Source organism: Rhizobium sp. UGM030330-04, from assembly GCF_003208455.1.
Taxonomy (GTDB): Bacteria; Pseudomonadota; Alphaproteobacteria; order Rhizobiales; family Rhizobiaceae; genus Agrobacterium; species Agrobacterium rhizogenes_A.
On sequence record NZ_QKML01000006.1, the window covers coordinates 245,851 to 260,788 of the forward strand.

13 protein-coding genes and 1 riboswitch are annotated in these 14,938 nt (G+C 59.5%); of the genes, 12 read left to right on the forward strand and 1 reads right to left on the reverse strand.

Going from position 1 to position 14,938, the window contains the following annotated elements; translation table 11 throughout:
- The first annotated feature begins 87 nt into the window (after positions 1–87).
- From N434_RS11730 to N434_RS11750, 5 genes are all read left to right on the forward strand, one after another.
- Positions 88–966 carry a GNAT family N-acetyltransferase gene (locus N434_RS11730; protein ID WP_110757890.1) on the forward strand — a complete coding sequence of 293 codons (879 nt, stop codon included), beginning with the start codon at positions 88–90 and terminating at the stop codon, positions 964–966.
- A 127-nt stretch (positions 967–1,093) separates the two neighbouring features.
- Positions 1,094–1,328: riboswitch (cobalamin riboswitch) on the forward strand.
- A gap of 160 nt (positions 1,329–1,488) precedes the next feature.
- The gene (locus tag N434_RS11735) at positions 1,489–2,520 is read left to right on the forward strand and encodes an ABC transporter substrate-binding protein (protein ID WP_110757891.1); all 1,032 of its coding nucleotides are present in this window, start codon (positions 1,489–1,491) and stop codon (positions 2,518–2,520) included.
- Positions 2,517–3,545 carry a FecCD family ABC transporter permease gene (locus tag N434_RS11740; protein WP_110757893.1) on the forward strand — a complete coding sequence of 343 codons (1,029 nt, stop codon included), beginning with the start codon at positions 2,517–2,519 and terminating at the stop codon, positions 3,543–3,545. The genes N434_RS11735 and N434_RS11740 overlap by 4 nt, the downstream gene beginning before the upstream one ends.
- Positions 3,542–4,342, forward strand: coding sequence for an ABC transporter ATP-binding protein (locus N434_RS11745; RefSeq protein WP_110757894.1), 801 nt, complete (start codon positions 3,542–3,544; stop codon positions 4,340–4,342). The genes N434_RS11740 and N434_RS11745 overlap by 4 nt, the downstream gene beginning before the upstream one ends.
- An 11-nt stretch (positions 4,343–4,353) precedes the next feature.
- On the forward strand, positions 4,354–4,812 hold the full coding sequence (locus N434_RS11750; RefSeq protein ID WP_181423957.1) for a pseudoazurin: 459 nt from the start codon (positions 4,354–4,356) through the stop codon (positions 4,810–4,812).
- A 214-nt stretch (positions 4,813–5,026) separates the two neighbouring features.
- Here the strand turns inward: N434_RS11750 and N434_RS11755 are convergent, their stop codons facing one another.
- Entirely contained in the window at positions 5,027–5,851 is an 825-nt protein-coding gene (locus N434_RS11755; RefSeq protein ID WP_110757898.1) for a class I SAM-dependent methyltransferase, read from the reverse strand.
- A 113-nt stretch (positions 5,852–5,964) separates the two neighbouring features.
- Between N434_RS11755 and N434_RS11760 the strand changes: the two genes are divergently transcribed.
- The 7 genes from N434_RS11760 (at position 5,965) to N434_RS11790 (ending at position 14,849) form a co-directional block, all read left to right on the forward strand.
- The gene (locus tag N434_RS11760) at positions 5,965–7,098 is read left to right on the forward strand and encodes an ABC transporter substrate-binding protein (protein ID WP_065117515.1); all 1,134 of its coding nucleotides are present in this window, start codon (positions 5,965–5,967) and stop codon (positions 7,096–7,098) included.
- A gap of 96 nt (positions 7,099–7,194) precedes the next feature.
- On the forward strand, positions 7,195–8,334 hold the full coding sequence (locus tag N434_RS11765; RefSeq protein ID WP_110757900.1) for an ABC transporter substrate-binding protein: 1,140 nt from the start codon (positions 7,195–7,197) through the stop codon (positions 8,332–8,334).
- A complete protein-coding gene (locus N434_RS11770; RefSeq protein WP_065117517.1) occupies positions 8,331–9,398 on the forward strand; it encodes a FecCD family ABC transporter permease in 1,068 nt (355 codons plus the stop codon). Before N434_RS11765 ends, N434_RS11770 begins: the two co-directional genes overlap by 4 nt.
- Positions 9,392–10,144 carry an ABC transporter ATP-binding protein gene (locus N434_RS11775; RefSeq protein ID WP_110757902.1) on the forward strand — a complete coding sequence of 251 codons (753 nt, stop codon included), beginning with the start codon at positions 9,392–9,394 and terminating at the stop codon, positions 10,142–10,144. Before N434_RS11770 ends, N434_RS11775 begins: the two co-directional genes overlap by 7 nt.
- Positions 10,145–10,316: 172 nt before the next feature.
- Positions 10,317–10,817: an RNA polymerase sigma factor gene (locus N434_RS11780; protein WP_110757904.1), complete on the forward strand. Its 501-nt coding sequence runs from the start codon at positions 10,317–10,319 to the stop codon at positions 10,815–10,817.
- 112 nt (positions 10,818–10,929) lie between these two features.
- The gene (locus tag N434_RS11785) at positions 10,930–11,928 is read left to right on the forward strand and encodes a FecR family protein (protein WP_110757905.1); all 999 of its coding nucleotides are present in this window, start codon (positions 10,930–10,932) and stop codon (positions 11,926–11,928) included.
- 149 nt (positions 11,929–12,077) lie between these two features.
- Positions 12,078–14,849, forward strand: coding sequence for a TonB-dependent receptor (locus N434_RS11790; protein ID WP_110757907.1), 2,772 nt, complete (start codon positions 12,078–12,080; stop codon positions 14,847–14,849).
- Positions 14,850–14,938: the final 89 nt, after the last annotated feature.

A 14,938-nucleotide genomic window follows, 5' to 3' on the forward strand; every position in this document is an offset into this window, starting at 1 on the left:
CGGGCAGGGCCGGTTATCTTCGGATCTCGTGGGCTGGGCTGCGGGGACCTTAAGGTTCCGCACCGGAGGGAATGAGAGCCGTTTGCTATGGAGCTGCTCAAAGTCGATAGTTTCGAGTTGCGAACCGTGGATATCGCCGAGGTGGAGGCCGATCATCTGCATGTCCTCTCCATGGCTGTCGGATGGCGGTATCATGCCAATGAATGGTGTTTCCTGCGCCAGTGCGGTGTGGGCCTTGCGGCGCTGGACGAGATTGACCGGGTTGTCGCAACCGCCATGCTTTTTCCCTATGATCAGGCTTTTGCGACGTTAGGCATGGTCATTGTCTCCCCACGCCTGCAGGGGCAGGGCGTAGCACCCTGGCTGGTCCGGCAGCTTGTGGCGAGATATCCTGCCGCCGCCTTGCGGCTGAATGCAACGGAGGTGTCCCGGCGGCTATTTGCCGGGCTCGGTTTTACCGGGGATACGGAAAGGGTGCATCTTCTGCGCGGCAAGGCCCGTTGTTCCACGGAGGCGCCGCAGCTTGGCAAGAAACAGAGGATCGAGCCAGTTTCGGAGCACCATCTCCCAGCCGTGGAAGATCTGGACCGGGCGGCTTTCGGCGTTTCACGCCGGGGCGTGCTGCAGCGTCTCCTGCGGGAAAACACCGGCTACGGCCTGTTCGAGGCGGATCATCTGGCCGCCTTCGCGCTGCGGCGGGCGGCGGGGCGGGGCCACATCATCGGCCCGGTGGTTGCGGAGGGGGAAGCGGAGGCAGTCGCGCTGGTCAGGCGGCATTTTGCCGATCTCGACGGGCAGCTTGTCCGGCTCGATGCCGTGCGTGATGACGGTGTTCTCACCGATTTTCTGGCGCAATCCGGGCTGGTGGTGATTGAAACACTGACGACCATGTCAAAAAATGCGCCGCAGCCGGCAGGTTCCGGCTCGGCTGGGATTTTCGCTCTGGCAGGCCCATCCCTGTGCTGAACACCTCGTTTCCCATCGGCTTCATGTTACCCACTTTGGGTTCCTGCTGTGTGCGTGTCTTTGTCGCAGAAACGTTTCCATACCCTTGTGAGACATGCTTTGGCGATTGACGCTCCGGCTCTTGCCCCTTATGTGAGAAAGCGACGGTTCCTGCAGCCGAAAGGCGAAGGGATTAATAGGGAACATGGTGCGGGTGATGATGATCGCCCAATGCCGTGGCTGCCCCCGCAACTGTAAGCGGATTGCCGCTCATCCCCGTGACGCCTCAAGGCGTCATGCCACTGCATTCTGCGGAATGCGGGAAGGCAGATGAACGGCGCAAATCCGTGAGCCAGGAGACCTGCCGTCAAAATATGAACCATCGTTACGGGCGGGGAAGCCCGGAGGAGGAAATTGTAATGTTATTTCATAACATTTGGTTTGCGTCCCGTCGTTGTTCTCCGTACAAGACGTTCCGCTGTTGCTGCGCGTTCTAACGCCTGCGGCTCTGGAACAAGCGATTTAATTTCGACTGGAGAACACATGTTTAATCCTGGACGCCTGCCGGCCTATGCCGGCCTTCTGGCCGCGGCTCTCGCAGCTCTGCCTGCCGCTGCCGCCAATGCTGCGGAAACGGTCTATCCCCTGACGATCAACAGCTGCGGTCAGGACATCACTTTCAAACAGGCGCCGGCCCGCACGGTATCCGTCGGCCAGAGCACGACCGAGGTTCTTTATCTCCTCGGCGTTGCCGACAGGGTGGTGGGCACGGCGCTGTGGATCGGCCCGGTTCTGAAGGGTTACGAGGAAGCCAACGCCAAGGTGGAGCGTCTGGCCGACAATGATCCGAGTTTCGAAGCCGTTGTCGGCAAGAGGCCGGACCTGGTAACGACGCAGTTCCAGTGGCAGATCGGCCCGGAAGGTGTTGTCGGCACGCCGGCGCAATTCGCCGAACTCGGTATTCCCGTTTATACCTCGCCGGCCGATTGCGTCGGCAAGGATAATTCCGGCGGCGGCGACGGCGTGCGCAAGACCGGCTTCACCATGGAGCTGATCTATCAGGAAATCCGCGATCTCGCCAAAATCTTCAACGTGCAGGACCGCGGCGAAGAGGTTGTCGCTGACCTGAAGAAGCGTGAAGAAGCCGCCCGCGCCAAGATCGCTTCGGCGAATGGCAAGATTTCCGCCGTCTTCTGGTTCTCCAGCGCCGAACTGGATATCGACCCTTATGTGGCGGGCCGCCATGGCGCGCCCGGCTACATCATGTCGGCGCTGGGGCTGACGAATATCATCGAAAGCGATGAGGAATGGCCGACGGTCGGCTGGGAAACCATCGCCAAGGCCAATCCGACCGTCATCGTCGCCGGCAAGATGGACCGCCGCCGTTTCCCGGCCGATGATGTTGCCGTCAAGCACAAGTTCCTCGCAGCCGACCCCGTCGCCAGCATCATGCCCGCCGTCAAGCAAGGTCATGTATTCGATATGGATGCGCAGGCGATGAACCCGACCATCCGCACGATCGAAGGCATTGAAACGCTGGCCGAGGCGATTTCGGCCGCCGGCCTCGCCAAGTGAACGGTTTTTCCGTCCATCTCGGCAGGGCGGGTCTGGCTTTTGCCGCGCTCGCCCTGCTGCTCGTCGCGCTGATGGCCGGAGCGGCCATCGGCGAGACTGCCATTCCCTTCGATGTGGTGGCGAAAACCATTGCCAACCGTGTCTTCCATGCGGGTTATCCGCTGGAGCCGCTGGATGAGGGTATCGTCTGGAGCTACCGCCTCAGCCGCGCCGTTGTCGCCGCCTGTTGCGGTGCTTCACTGGCGCTTGCCGGCGCGGTGCTGCAATCGCTTTTGCGCAACCCGCTGGCCGATCCCTATATTCTAGGCATTTCCGCAGGCGCCTCCACCGGGGCGGTCGCGGTCGCGCTTCTGGGCTTCGGGGCAGGGTTCCTGACCATGCCGGCGGGGGCGCTGATCGGCGCTTTCGTTGCATTCTCGCTGGTCAGCCTTCTGGCGGTGCGGGCTGGTCACGGCAATAGCGCCATCATTCTGGCCGGGGTGGCCGGCTCCCAGCTGTTCAATGCCATGACCTCGTTCATCGTCACCAAATCCGCCAATGCCGAACAGGCGCGCGGCATTATGTTCTGGCTTCTCGGCAATCTTTCCGGTGTGCGCTGGCCCGATGTCTGGCTGGCTTTGCCGGTCAGCATCGCCGGTCTTGCGGTGTGCCTCTGGTATTCCCGGGCGCTGGATGCCTTCGCTTTCGGTGGTCAGGCCGCCGCCTCGCTCGGAATTCCGGTGCGCCGGACCTATGCGGTGTTGATCTCGGTTTCGGCGATCATGACGGCGGTGATGGTGTCGCTGGTGGGTTCCATCGGTTTTGTCGGTCTCGTCATTCCGCATGCGGCGCGCATCTTCGTCGGCGTTCGCCACGGGTTATTGCTGCCGGTAACGGCGCTGACCGGTGCTGTTTTCATGATTGTTGCGGATATTCTTTCGCGCATCGTCATTCCCGGTCAGGTGCTGCCGATCGGGGTCATCACCGCGCTCGTCGGTGCGCCGGCCTTCGCCTTCATTCTCGGGCAGAAGAGGGGGCGCTCATGAAATTATCCGCCCACGACCTGCATTTTCATGCCGGCAATGTCGATATTGTCCGTGGCGTTTCGCTCGATGTCGGTTCAGGAGAGTTTCTGGGCATTATCGGCCCGAACGGTTCCGGCAAAAGCACGCTGCTTTCCATGCTGGCCGGCATCCGCAAGCCGCGACGCGGCCACGTTATGCTTGGTGACGATGCGCTTGCCTCCTTCGGACGGCGTGATCTTGCCCGCCGGTTGGCTTTTGTGGAGCAGCAGGCAGAAACCACCGAGCGAATTACCGCCCGTCAGGCGGTGGAGCTTGGTCGCACGCCCTATCTCGGTCCGCTCTCCGCCTGGTCGGCCAATGACGACGCTATCGTCGACGCCGCGCTCGACAATGTCGATATGGCGGACAAGGCAGAACGAAGCTGGCACCACCTTTCCGGCGGCGAACGCCAGCGCCTGCATATTGCCCGCGCGCTGGCGCAGCAGCCGCATATTCTGCTGCTGGACGAACCTACAAATCACCTCGATATCGGCCACCAGATCGGCCTGCTCGATCTGGTCCGCCGGCAGGGGCTGACGGTCGTTGCGGCACTGCATGATCTCAATCACGCCGCCATGTTCTGCGACCGCGTCGCCATCATGCATCAGGGGCAGATGATTGCGGCCGGTCCGCCGCGCGAGGTCCTCACATCGGCGACAATTGCCGATGTTTTCGGGGTGCAGTCCGTCGTTACCACGGATGAGGGCGGCTTTTCCCATATTCGTTTTCTGCCGGCCCATGGAATGGCCGCTCAGACACAGAAAGCACTGGTACGATGATGAAATTGAAGATGCTTCGCCTTGGCGTGCAGCCGCGTATCGCTCTGGCTGGAATTGCATTGGCGCTGGCCATGGTCTTTCCCTTGCATGCCATGGCCGAAACCTTCGAGGTAAAAATGCTGAACCGGGGCGAAAAAGGCCCGATGGTGTTCGAACCCGATTTTCTGGAAATCGCCCCCGGCGACCGTGTGCGTTTCGTGCCGACTCACAAGAGCCACAATGCCGCGACCATCGACGGCATGGTTCCCGAAGGTGCCGAAGGGTTCAAAAGCCGGATCAACGACGAATTCGAGACTGCTTTCGACAAGCCAGGCTTTTACGGTATCAAATGCTCGCCGCATTACGGCATGGGTATGGTCATGCTGATCAAGGTGGGTGAGGCGACTTTGCCGCAGAGCTACAGGACGGTCGACGTACCCGGTCGAGCGAAGCCCCGGCTGGACGATCTCTTCGCGCAAGCGGAAAAATGAGGCTTCTGCGCCGAGTTTCCCTCATCCGTCATGCCGGACTAGATCCGGCATCCAGCCCCGGCGCGTCTGGGCCGGGAAAGAGTCTTTCGCGATCAAGGACTTGGTCGCACTAGACCCCGGATCAGGTCCGGGGTGACGGCGTGCGGATGATATGGATTTACCAAACCCATCACTTCCAAGGACTTGGCCAGAAATTGTAGTTCTTTGACTGCCCTCAGCCTTTCGCCGACATATCCGGCTTCACGGCGCAAACGGCATAACGGTGCTGCAGGCCGCGCAGGATGCCCTTTAGCAGGCTGAAATTTTTGGACTGGGCGCGATGGATGGCCTGAAGTTCCTGATCAACCGCGACGGGTTCGAAGCCCGTTGCGCGGAGCAACGCCGCGACATCATCCGCCCGCGCTCCGCCGGAAAAATAAACCCGTGAAAGAATGCTGTTGAAGGTATTGCCCGGATCCGTCGGCTTGTGCGGCTGGTCCGGTTTCACGAGGCCGGCGCGTTCGAGGCCCGCAGCCAGTTTCTTGACGAGTTTTTCGCGCCAGCCGACATTGACGAAGTCACCGTCGACGATCAGCAGCCGCCCACCCGGTTTCAGCACGCGGAACCATTCGGCAAAGCTTGCCTGCGGGTCCACCAGTGTCCAGACGAGATGACGGGTGATGATGACATCGGCGCTTTCATCCGGCTCCATGGTGTTTTCAGCGTCGCCGACAAAAAAGCGGATGGTGCGCTCGCGGCTTTTCGCTTTCTCCCGGGCGAGCGCCAGCATGGTCTCCGACCAGTCCATACCCGTGACCTGAAAGCCGAGATCGTCCATCAGATGCGAGATGACACCGGTTCCGCTGGCGAGATCGAGCGCCTTGCGACCCTCTCCGGCACCCAGATGCTTCAGGATAAGCGCGTGCCAGGCGTCGCGTTCCTCTTCGGAAAAAATTTCGTGCCCGGGAGAAAGGTCGAAGGTCGCGGCGCGGCCCGACCAATAGGCTTTGATTTCGTCTCTCAGGCTGTCGTTTTTACCATATTGAATAGTGTCGATCATTGGTCTTCAGCTCATGCACCGGTCAGTTGAGAATGGCTCTAAAACATAAATGTTGACTAGTACAGTCAGAAAATAATACAGCCCCGCCAGTCAACACTGGAGAGCAATATCCGATGCGCATCTCAGCCAAATCTGCGGCACTTGCCCTTGGCCTTCTCGTATCCGCCGCCTGGCCGGCACTGGCCGAAAAGGTCACCGTCAAGGATGTGACGGGCAGGGATGTGGAAGTCAATGTTCCCGTTTCGCACATCATTTTGGGCGAAGGCCGGCAGATTTATTTCCTCGCGGCGCTCGACAAGGAAAACCCTTTCCAGCACGTGGTCGGCTGGCGCGACGATCTGGCGAAGGCCGACCCGGAAACCTATGACGCCTATCTCGCCAAATATCCTGAGATTGCCAAGCTGCCGACCTTTGGCGGCATGAAGGACGGCACTTTCGACGTCGAGCAGGCCGTTGCGCTGAAGCCCGACGTGATCCTGATGAATATCGACGCCAAGACGGCGACCGAAGAGGCAGGCTACATCGAAAAGCTCGCCAAGGTCGGTATTCCGCTTGTTTATGTCGACTTCCGCGAAAAGCCGATGGAAAATACCGAGCCGAGCATGCGCCTGATGGGCAAGCTGACCGGCAAGGAAAAGATCGCCGAGGACTTCATCAAGTTCCGTGCTGACTCCATCGCCAAGGTTACCGATACGCTTGAAAAGGCCAATCCGAAGAAGCCCGTCGTCTTCGTTGAGCGCGCGGGCGGTTACTCCGACGATTGCTGCATGTCCTTCGGCGATGAAAACTTCGGCAAGATGGTTGAACTTGCCGGCGGCATCAACATGGCGAAAGACATCATTCCCGGCACCTTTGGCACCGTCAATCCGGAACAGATCATTGCTTCCAACCCGGAGCAGATCATCATCACCGGCGGCAACTGGAACGGTTACGTTCCCGGCGGCAACTGGGTCGGCGTCGGTTATGGCGCGGATGTGAAGGAAGCCCATCGCAAGCTGGAAAACCTGACCAAGCGTCCGGCCTTTACCGGCGTGCAGGCGGTGAAGGATGGTAATGTCCACGCCATCTGGCACCAGTTCTACAACAACCCGTACCAGTTCGTGGCCATTCAGGAAATCGCCAAGTGGCTGCATCCGGATCTCTTTGGGGATCTCGATCCCGAGGCGACCTTCAAGGAGCTGCATGCCCGCTTCCTGCCGCTTGACTACAAGCCCGGCTACTTCGTGTCGCTGAAGGACGCGAAATAAGACAGGGACGGTGAAGAGGAGCGCCGTCCGTTCGATGGATGAGACCGCAGCGATGCGGTTTCATCATTTTCTTTTGGAACTCAATGAGGACTTCTCATGCGGCTCAATGCTCTGAGGCATCTTGCGGTGCTGGCCTTCTCTCTTCTCGCCATGACAGCCCATGCAGGCGAGATCACCGATGTCACCGGCCGCAAGGTCGAACTGGACTTGCCGGCCAAGCGTGTCATCGTTGGCGAAGCCCGCCAGATCCACGTCATTGCGGCGCTGAAGGGCGACAAGACCTTCGAAAACATCGTCGGCTGGCGTGACGATCTGCTCAAGAAAGACCCCGACAGCTACACGGCCTATGTCGAGCGTTTTCCGCAGATCGAGAAACTGCCGCGCTTCGGTTATCTGCCGCAGGGTGACTTCAGCCTTGAAACGGCGATCACCCTTTCTCCTGATGTGATCACCCTCAATCTGGAAACGGAAAAAACCGCCAAGGAAAGTGGTTTTGAAGAGAAGGCTGCCGCTGCCGGCATCAAGATCGTTTATCTCGATTTCCGCATCGATCCCGATAAGAACAGCGAAGCCTCGATCGAAATTCTTGGAAAACTGTTCGGTGCGGAAGAGCGCGCCCAGGAATTCATCGCCTATCGCCGGGCTGAAATCGCCCGCGTGACCGACCGGCTCGCCAGCGTCAAGGACCTGAAGCGCCCGAATGTCTTTATCGAGCGTTCGCCCGGCATTTCCGGCGAGAACAATTGCTGCCGCACCTTTGGGCCAGCCAACTTCGGCGCGATGGTCGATCTGGCCGGCGGCCGCAATATTGCCGACGGCATCATCAAGACAACCTTCGGCGATCTCAATCCCGAGCAGCTGGTCGTCGCTGATCCTGACCATGTCATCGTCACCGGCTCGAACTGGGCGGCGGAATCCGACATCAACCAGTTCGTTCCCCTTGGACTTGGCGCAGACACGGCGCTTTCGCGTGAGCGGCTGGCCAATCTGATGACGCGTACGCCGTTTCCGGAACTGAAGGCGGTCAAGCAGGGCAATGTCCATGCCGTCTGGCACCAGTTTTATGGCGCTCCTTACGAGTTTTTGCCGATCCAGCAATTTGCCAAGTGGTTCCATCCGGACCTCTTCGCTGATCTCGATCCGGAAAAAAACGCTGAGGAATTTTACCGGAAGTTCCTCCCCGTTACCTACAAGCCGGGCTATTTCGCCTCGCTAGAAAAAGGTCTGAACCAATGAGTTCGCTGAATGAAAGCGCCGTTGGCGTCAGTGGGCGCGATCAATATCGCGCCCTTGCCGCGCGCAGGATCGTTATTCTTGTCGGGCTTTTCATCGCCCTGTGTTTCAGCATGGCCGCGGATATGGCGCTCGGCCCGGCGCGCTACACAATTTCCGAAGTTCTGGCGACCATTGCCGATCCGGCCGCCGCTGCAAACCAGCTGCGGGTGGTGATCTGGGATATCCGTATGCCGATTGCGCTGATGGCGGTCACCGTTGGCGCATCGCTGTCGGTTGCGGGCGCGCAGATGCAGACCATCCTGTCCAATCCGCTCGCCAGCCCCTTCACGCTCGGCATTTCCGCCGCTGCAAGTTTTGGCGCGGCGCTGGCGCTCGTCGGCGGCGTGGCGATCTTTCCGGGTGCCGTGCATTATATGGTGCCGATCAATGCCTTCATCATGGCCATGGTTGCGGCGCTGTTCATCCATTTCGCCTCGACGTTGCGGGGTGTGACGGTCGAGACCATCGTGCTCCTCGGCATCGCGCTGGTCTTCACCTTCAATGCGGCCCTGTCGCTGCTTGAATATCTCGCTTCCGAACAGGCGCTTGCCGCCGTGGTTTTCTGGACCATGGGCAGCCTGACGAAGGCGACGTGGGACAAGGTTTATATCACTGCCGCCATCCTTCTCGTTACCGTGCCGATATTCATGCGCAATGCCTGGGCGCTGACGGCGCTGCGGCTGGGTGACGACAAGGCGGCCAGCATGGGCATCAATGTCCGGCGGCTGCGGTTGACGACCATGCTGACGGTCAGCCTTCTGGCGGCCATTCCGGTTTCCTTCGTCGGCACCATCGGCTTTGTCGGGCTGGTCGGTCCGCATATCGCCCGCATGGTGGTGGGTGAGGACCAGCGTTTCTTCCTGCCGGGTTCTGTGATCTGCGGCGCGCTGCTTCTGTCGGCAACCTCGGTCATCAGCAAGATCCTCATTCCCGGCGCCGTTCTGCCGATCGGGGTCATCACGGCGCTGGTTGGCGTACCGTTCTTTTTCGCGCTTATTTTCGGCAACAGGAGACGCGCATGGTAGCGCTCGCACTGAAGGATGTCGGTGCTGCCTACGGGCGCACCACGGTTCTCTCCAAGGTCGGCATCGATACGCTCGAAAGCGGCAGCGTGACGGCGGTTATCGGCCCGAATGCCGCCGGCAAATCCACGCTTTTCAAGCGCATCGCCAGCCTCATTTCCGGCCCCGGACTGGTGGAACTCTCCGATACGGCACGCGGCAATCGCGCCATCTGCTACATGCCGCAGGATACCGGCGCCAACGCCGTCCTGACGGTTTATGAATCCGTGCTGCTTTCCGCCAAGCAGGGCGGTGGCTGGCGCGTTCAGGACCATGAACTGTTTGAGATCGATGCCATTCTCAAAGCACTGAAAATCCAGGACCTAGCCTTCCGCGGTCTCGGTGAACTGTCCGGCGGCCAGCGACAGCTGGTGTCGCTGGCGCAGGCGCTGGCACGCAAGCCGGAAGTGCTGCTGATGGACGAGCCGACATCGGCGCTCGACCTTCACCGGCAGATCGAGGTTTTAGGTTTCGTCACCGAACTGGCCCAGAAAACAGGCATGATCGTGCTGATCGCCCTGCATGACCTCAATCATGCGCTGCGTTATTGCGAGAACACCATGGTGATCGCGCGTGGTGAAATGGTGGTGAGCGGCAGCACGGAAACGGTAATAACCTCCGATATGCTGCGCGATATCTATCGTATCGATGCGCGCATCGAACCCTGTTCGCAGGGCAGGCCCATGGTCATCGTCGACGGGGCTATCTGACAGCCGCCGGATCTGGCCGTATCCACCTGCGGCCGCACAAATTCTTGATGATAATAGTCATGAAATATCTGTTCGACCGGCGGTTTGAATGTTAGAGATCGTGTGGAAAACCGCGACGCCATGCGGGCGGCCTGCAGTTTCGCTGATCCTTGAAATTTCTCTCGGTTGAGACATGGGCATACGGGAAGATGACAAGCGTTATAACGCTTACGTCGCGCATAGGGTCGACCTGATCAAATACGCCACCCTCATTTTGGGATCGCGGGCGGATGCGGAGGACGTGGTTCAGGAAGCGTTCCTGAAATTCGTTCCGGAAGCTTCCGGCAACCCTTCCAATCTCAAATCCTATCTCTTCCGCATCGTTCGCAATCTCGCCCTCGACAATCGCCGGCGCAGCCGGCAGGACCTCCGTGAACGGCCGGACGATACCCCGTTCTGGGGCGTGCCGCAGGATAATGGCACGCCGGAGGAACATGCCCTGTTCTGTGATGAAGTCCGGCAGATGCAGACTATTTTGGCGGCCTTGCCGGTTCAGGCGCGTGTGGCATTGGAAATGCATAGATTCGGTGGTTACAATATGGAAGAAATCGCGCGTCACCTCGGCGTGTCCGTGGCCAGCGCCCATCGGCTGATCAAGGGCGGCATTGCCGCAATTACCAAGGAAATGAAGTAAAGTTGTCCTGATTGCCGCATCCCGTGAAAAAAATCTCTCTCTCAAACGTCTTTATAGAAACGCGGAAGACGAGGCGGCTCCTCCGCCTAGCCAAAGGAACTGGCCGGGTTCAATGACCATTGATCCAGACAAGAAAATAGAATTGCCGAACGGGAAAGCGGAAGAGGCGGCCGATTGGCTGCTGCGTCTGCAGGCAGGTTCAGTGGAGCCGCGGCTGAAGGCTGAATTTGATCGATGGCTGGCATCGTCCCCGGCGAACCGTCTTGCGTGGGACCGGACGTGCAGGACCTGGCGAAACCTCGGTCTGGTCGAGCCGGCCTTCAGAAATCTCTGGGAAGACGCGCCGCACCTGCCGGAAAAGGCTGCAAGACACATATCTTTGCGGCGGCGCTGGTCCGTGCGGCACTATGCCGGAGCGGCGATGGCTGCTGCGGCCCTCTGTCTTGCGGTGCTGTTCGCCCCCGCATTTTTCGTCCATATCAAGGCTGATTACCAGACCAGCACCGCTGAAAGCCGCACGATCGTGTTGGAAGATGGCAGCAGGGTGCAGCTCGCCGCAGCGAGCGCGCTTTCGGCGGATTTTACCGATGGCCGCCGCACTGTGAAGGTGCTGAAGGGGGAAGCTTTTTTTGACGTGGTGCCGGACACAACACGTCCCTTTGTCGTGGAAGCGAAGAACGTCACCGTTCAGGTGCTGGGCACGGCTTTCGATGTCGACCTGACGGATGGGGTGACCCAGGTTGCGCTTGCCCATGGTTCCGTGGAAGCCTCCTTCCGCAACGCGCCACCAACCCGGCTCGTGCCGGGTGAAATGCTGATTGTCGACGCTTCCGGCGCGATCCGCAAAGAGAATGTTCCCGTCGAGGATATTGGTGGCTGGCGCAATGGCGAGCTTTACGTGGTGGATGCGACGATAGGCTCCGTCGTGGAGCAGATCCAGCGCTACCATCCGGCCTGGCTGACCATGGCCGACAAACGGCTCGCAGAGCAGCGGGTGACGGGTTTTTATGATTTGCGCGATCCGGATCGTGCACTGGAAGCACTGGTGGAACCCTATAGGGGCAAGGTGCATGCGATTGGCAGCAGCGCTCGCATAATCACCCGCTTCTGAAACCTTTCGAAACAAAAATAATATTTATTTTTCAGTAATTTATAAAATTTTCTCCAAAAGCCTGAAAAAAAACGCCGAGGCAATCGTCTTTTTGTTGAGTAATCCGGTCAAGATATGTCCGGAGCGAAAGACAGGAAGATAAAAGCAATATGCGCCTCCACAAATGTATGACGGGCCAGGGGAAAAAAGCGGGAAAGCAGACGCGCAGGGCTGTGTTGCTGGCGACGACTGCGCTCGTCGTTTCAATCTCGACGACGGTTTTTGCGCAGACAGGACCCAATGCCGCAAATGGCCAACGTGCCGGTGGCGAGCAGGGTGCGACGCGGCCGTTCAATATTCCCGCCCAGTCGCTGTCATCCGTCGTCGGCGCTTTCGGGCGGCAATCCGGTCTTCAGGTCACGCTTGCCACACCATCGGCCGGCAATGTGCGCACCAATGCCGTCACCGGCAGTTTTACGGTGCGGGAAGCCCTGTCACGGCTTCTGGCCGGTACCGGCGTCAATTTCCGCATCGCCGGAAATGGCAGAACGGTCATCATCGGCACGGGGCAGGCGGCGGCTGATCTCTCCGGGGCGGAAGGCACGACCATTCTCGAGGAAATCACCGTGACGGGCAAGACCGGGCGCAATTCCATTGCCGGTACCGGGTATCAGGGAACGCCGGACTGGGTTTACGAAACCCCCGCCAGCGTGAGTGTCGTCAGCCGCGAGGCGATCCAGTCCGCCGGCGTGCGCAACACGCGCGATGTTTTCAACCGGGTTTCCGGCGTTTATGCCGGCGAGGGCAATGGCAGCTTCCCGACCGTTTCGCCGAATGTGCGCGGTTTGCAGGAAAGCGGCCGCGTGGTCGTCTCCATCGACGGTGCACGGCAGAATGCGCAGCGTGGCGCGGCTTTCGGTGGAGCCACGAGTTACACCGCAAGTGCCGGGCAGGGCTACGTGGATGTCGCTTTCATCCGTGCCGTCGAGATCGATAAAATAACCAATGCGCGGTCGGGTAACGCCGGCTCCCTGGGCGGCAGGGTGGAATTCCGTGCCGTCAGCGCCGATGACCTGATTGCAGCGGGTGAAAACAGGGGCGGGGAAGTGAATGTGTCCCGCGGTACCAATGGCTATGATTTTCAGGGTTCGGTTCTTGGCGCCGTTCGCTCGCCTGAAGGCCCGTTCTCCTTCGTTGCGGGTTACAGCCGCACGATCATGGATGAATACGAGATCGGGACCAGGGGCGAGGCCAGAAGCACCGCCACGACGATGAAGGATCTGCTTGGCCGCGATGGCTGGTCGAGCTTTTTCAAGGGCGAAGGCGATTTTGGTGATGTGCAGGCCTCGCTGTCGTGGATGCATCAGGAGAATGATTTCGTTCAGGGCGCGTCCGAGGTGATCGACCGGGAGAGCGTGCGCAATGACAGCGTCGTCGCGAAGCTGGACTGGGACCCCGAGAGCGAACTGATCGACTTCAAATCGTCGCTGTGGCTCAACGATAATATGACGCATGAACTGCGTGCGGCGCGTACTTATGCGGTAGAGACGAATCTTGACATGGGCCTGCGCAGTTTCGGCGGCAGCTTGGAGAATACCAGCCGCTTCGACACCAGTGTCGGTGCACTCAGCCTGAATTATGGGGCCGAAGCCTTTCGCGACATAGCGACGTCCGTCGCGACAAGTGCCAAAATCACGGAAAATCCGTCCTTTGCCAGCAGCTATACGTCTTTCAGCCCTGCCGGGCGACGAGATGTCGCCAGCCTGTTTTTGAATGGCGAACTGGAGCCGGCCGAATGGATCACGCTGAGTGGGGGCGTGCGTTACGACTGGTCACGCCTGAAGGGATCGGCGACCTATTATAGCGTCAAGGACACAACGGTAACGACAAGTGTGCCCTGTGAACTGGTGAGTAATCGTTATACGCCTTTGGAGTACTTCAATCAGGTTTTCCTGCCCGTAAATCCGCCCGTATGGGCGTCGCGTTATAACGTCTTTCTTGCCAGCGTCTGGCCGCGCGCATCGGCCAACTGCATGCCGGGTACGGGGATAACCACCAATACATCCGTCATCGAATATCCCTCGCATGAAGTTGACATCGATCGCACCTACAGCGCCTGGCTGCCCTCCGCCACCATCGAGCTGAAACCCGTCGACTGGTTCCGTCCTTACGTAAGCTACTCCCAGAGCCTGCGTCCGCCGACAATCCTCGAGGCATTTTTTGCCGGTGCGCGTCCGGGCGATAGCCCCGGATATGAATATGCTCCGAACCAATCTCTGCGCGCGGAAAAAGCCACGACCTACGAAATCGGCGCGAATATGAGCTTCGACGGCGTGCTGCTGGACGACGATTCCATCCGTATCAAGATGGCCGCCTTTCGTCGCGAGGTGAAGGACTACATCGCGCTCGGCCATCTCGTCACGGATCAGGTTCCCGACCGCACCTATACCAGCTTCGTCAATCTGGACGGCACGACCTATATGCGCGGGCTTGAATTCGAGGGCAATTACGATGCCCGCAGTTTCTGGATCGGCGGATCGGCGACGCTCCTGAAGACCGAATGGCCTGAGAAAACGCAGGTTTTTTCCAACGGCACGACCACGACAACGGGCGAGATCGTCGCCTGGCCGGGCGATGTCGCGCCGAAGGTGAAGCTGACGCTGGATGGCGGCATGCGGTTCTTCGATGAAAAATTCTCGCTGGGCGCAAGGCTTAACCATGTCACCCCGACCCAGTCGCGGACGCTCGATACGGAGGGCAATCTGCGTGAGGTGACCGACCCTTACACGACGGTGGACCTCTACGGATCTTACGCTTTCAACGAGAAGGCAACGCTTCGCTTCGCCGTCAACAACCTGACGGATCGCAAATATATCCCGGCCGCCAGCGCCTATACGGCCCCGGGCCGCACCTTTATCGCGACGATGAACGTGAAGTTCTGAACCGTGGAAGAAATTCTCCGGGCTGGGTTGCAGCCCGTCCCGGAGATGAAACGCCTTCGTCACAGAACGAAGGTATCGATATTGGCCAG

Excerpts from the sequence above, each read along its gene's own strand:
- N434_RS11770 (WP_065117517.1), top strand. The coding sequence starts at position 8,331 with ATGAGTTCGCTGAATGAAAGCGCCGTTGGCGTCAGTGGGCGCGATCAA.
- N434_RS11735 (WP_110757891.1), top strand. The coding sequence starts at position 1,489 with ATGTTTAATCCTGGACGCCTGCCGGCCTATGCCGGCCTTCTGGCCGCG.
- N434_RS11765 (WP_110757900.1), top strand. The coding sequence starts at position 7,195 with ATGCGGCTCAATGCTCTGAGGCATCTTGCGGTGCTGGCCTTCTCTCTT.
- N434_RS11750 (WP_181423957.1), top strand. The coding sequence starts at position 4,354 with ATGCTTCGCCTTGGCGTGCAGCCGCGTATCGCTCTGGCTGGAATTGCA.
- N434_RS11755 (WP_110757898.1), bottom strand. The coding sequence starts at position 5,851 with ATGATCGACACTATTCAATATGGTAAAAACGACAGCCTGAGAGACGAA.
- N434_RS11785 (WP_110757905.1), top strand. The coding sequence starts at position 10,930 with ATGACCATTGATCCAGACAAGAAAATAGAATTGCCGAACGGGAAAGCG.
- N434_RS11780 (WP_110757904.1), top strand. The coding sequence starts at position 10,317 with ATGGGCATACGGGAAGATGACAAGCGTTATAACGCTTACGTCGCGCAT.
- N434_RS11745 (WP_110757894.1), top strand. The coding sequence starts at position 3,542 with ATGAAATTATCCGCCCACGACCTGCATTTTCATGCCGGCAATGTCGAT.
- N434_RS11790 (WP_110757907.1), top strand. The coding sequence starts at position 12,078 with ATGCGCCTCCACAAATGTATGACGGGCCAGGGGAAAAAAGCGGGAAAG.
- N434_RS11730 (WP_110757890.1), top strand. The coding sequence starts at position 88 with ATGGAGCTGCTCAAAGTCGATAGTTTCGAGTTGCGAACCGTGGATATC.
- N434_RS11760 (WP_065117515.1), top strand. The coding sequence starts at position 5,965 with ATGCGCATCTCAGCCAAATCTGCGGCACTTGCCCTTGGCCTTCTCGTA.
- N434_RS11775 (WP_110757902.1), top strand. The coding sequence starts at position 9,392 with ATGGTAGCGCTCGCACTGAAGGATGTCGGTGCTGCCTACGGGCGCACC.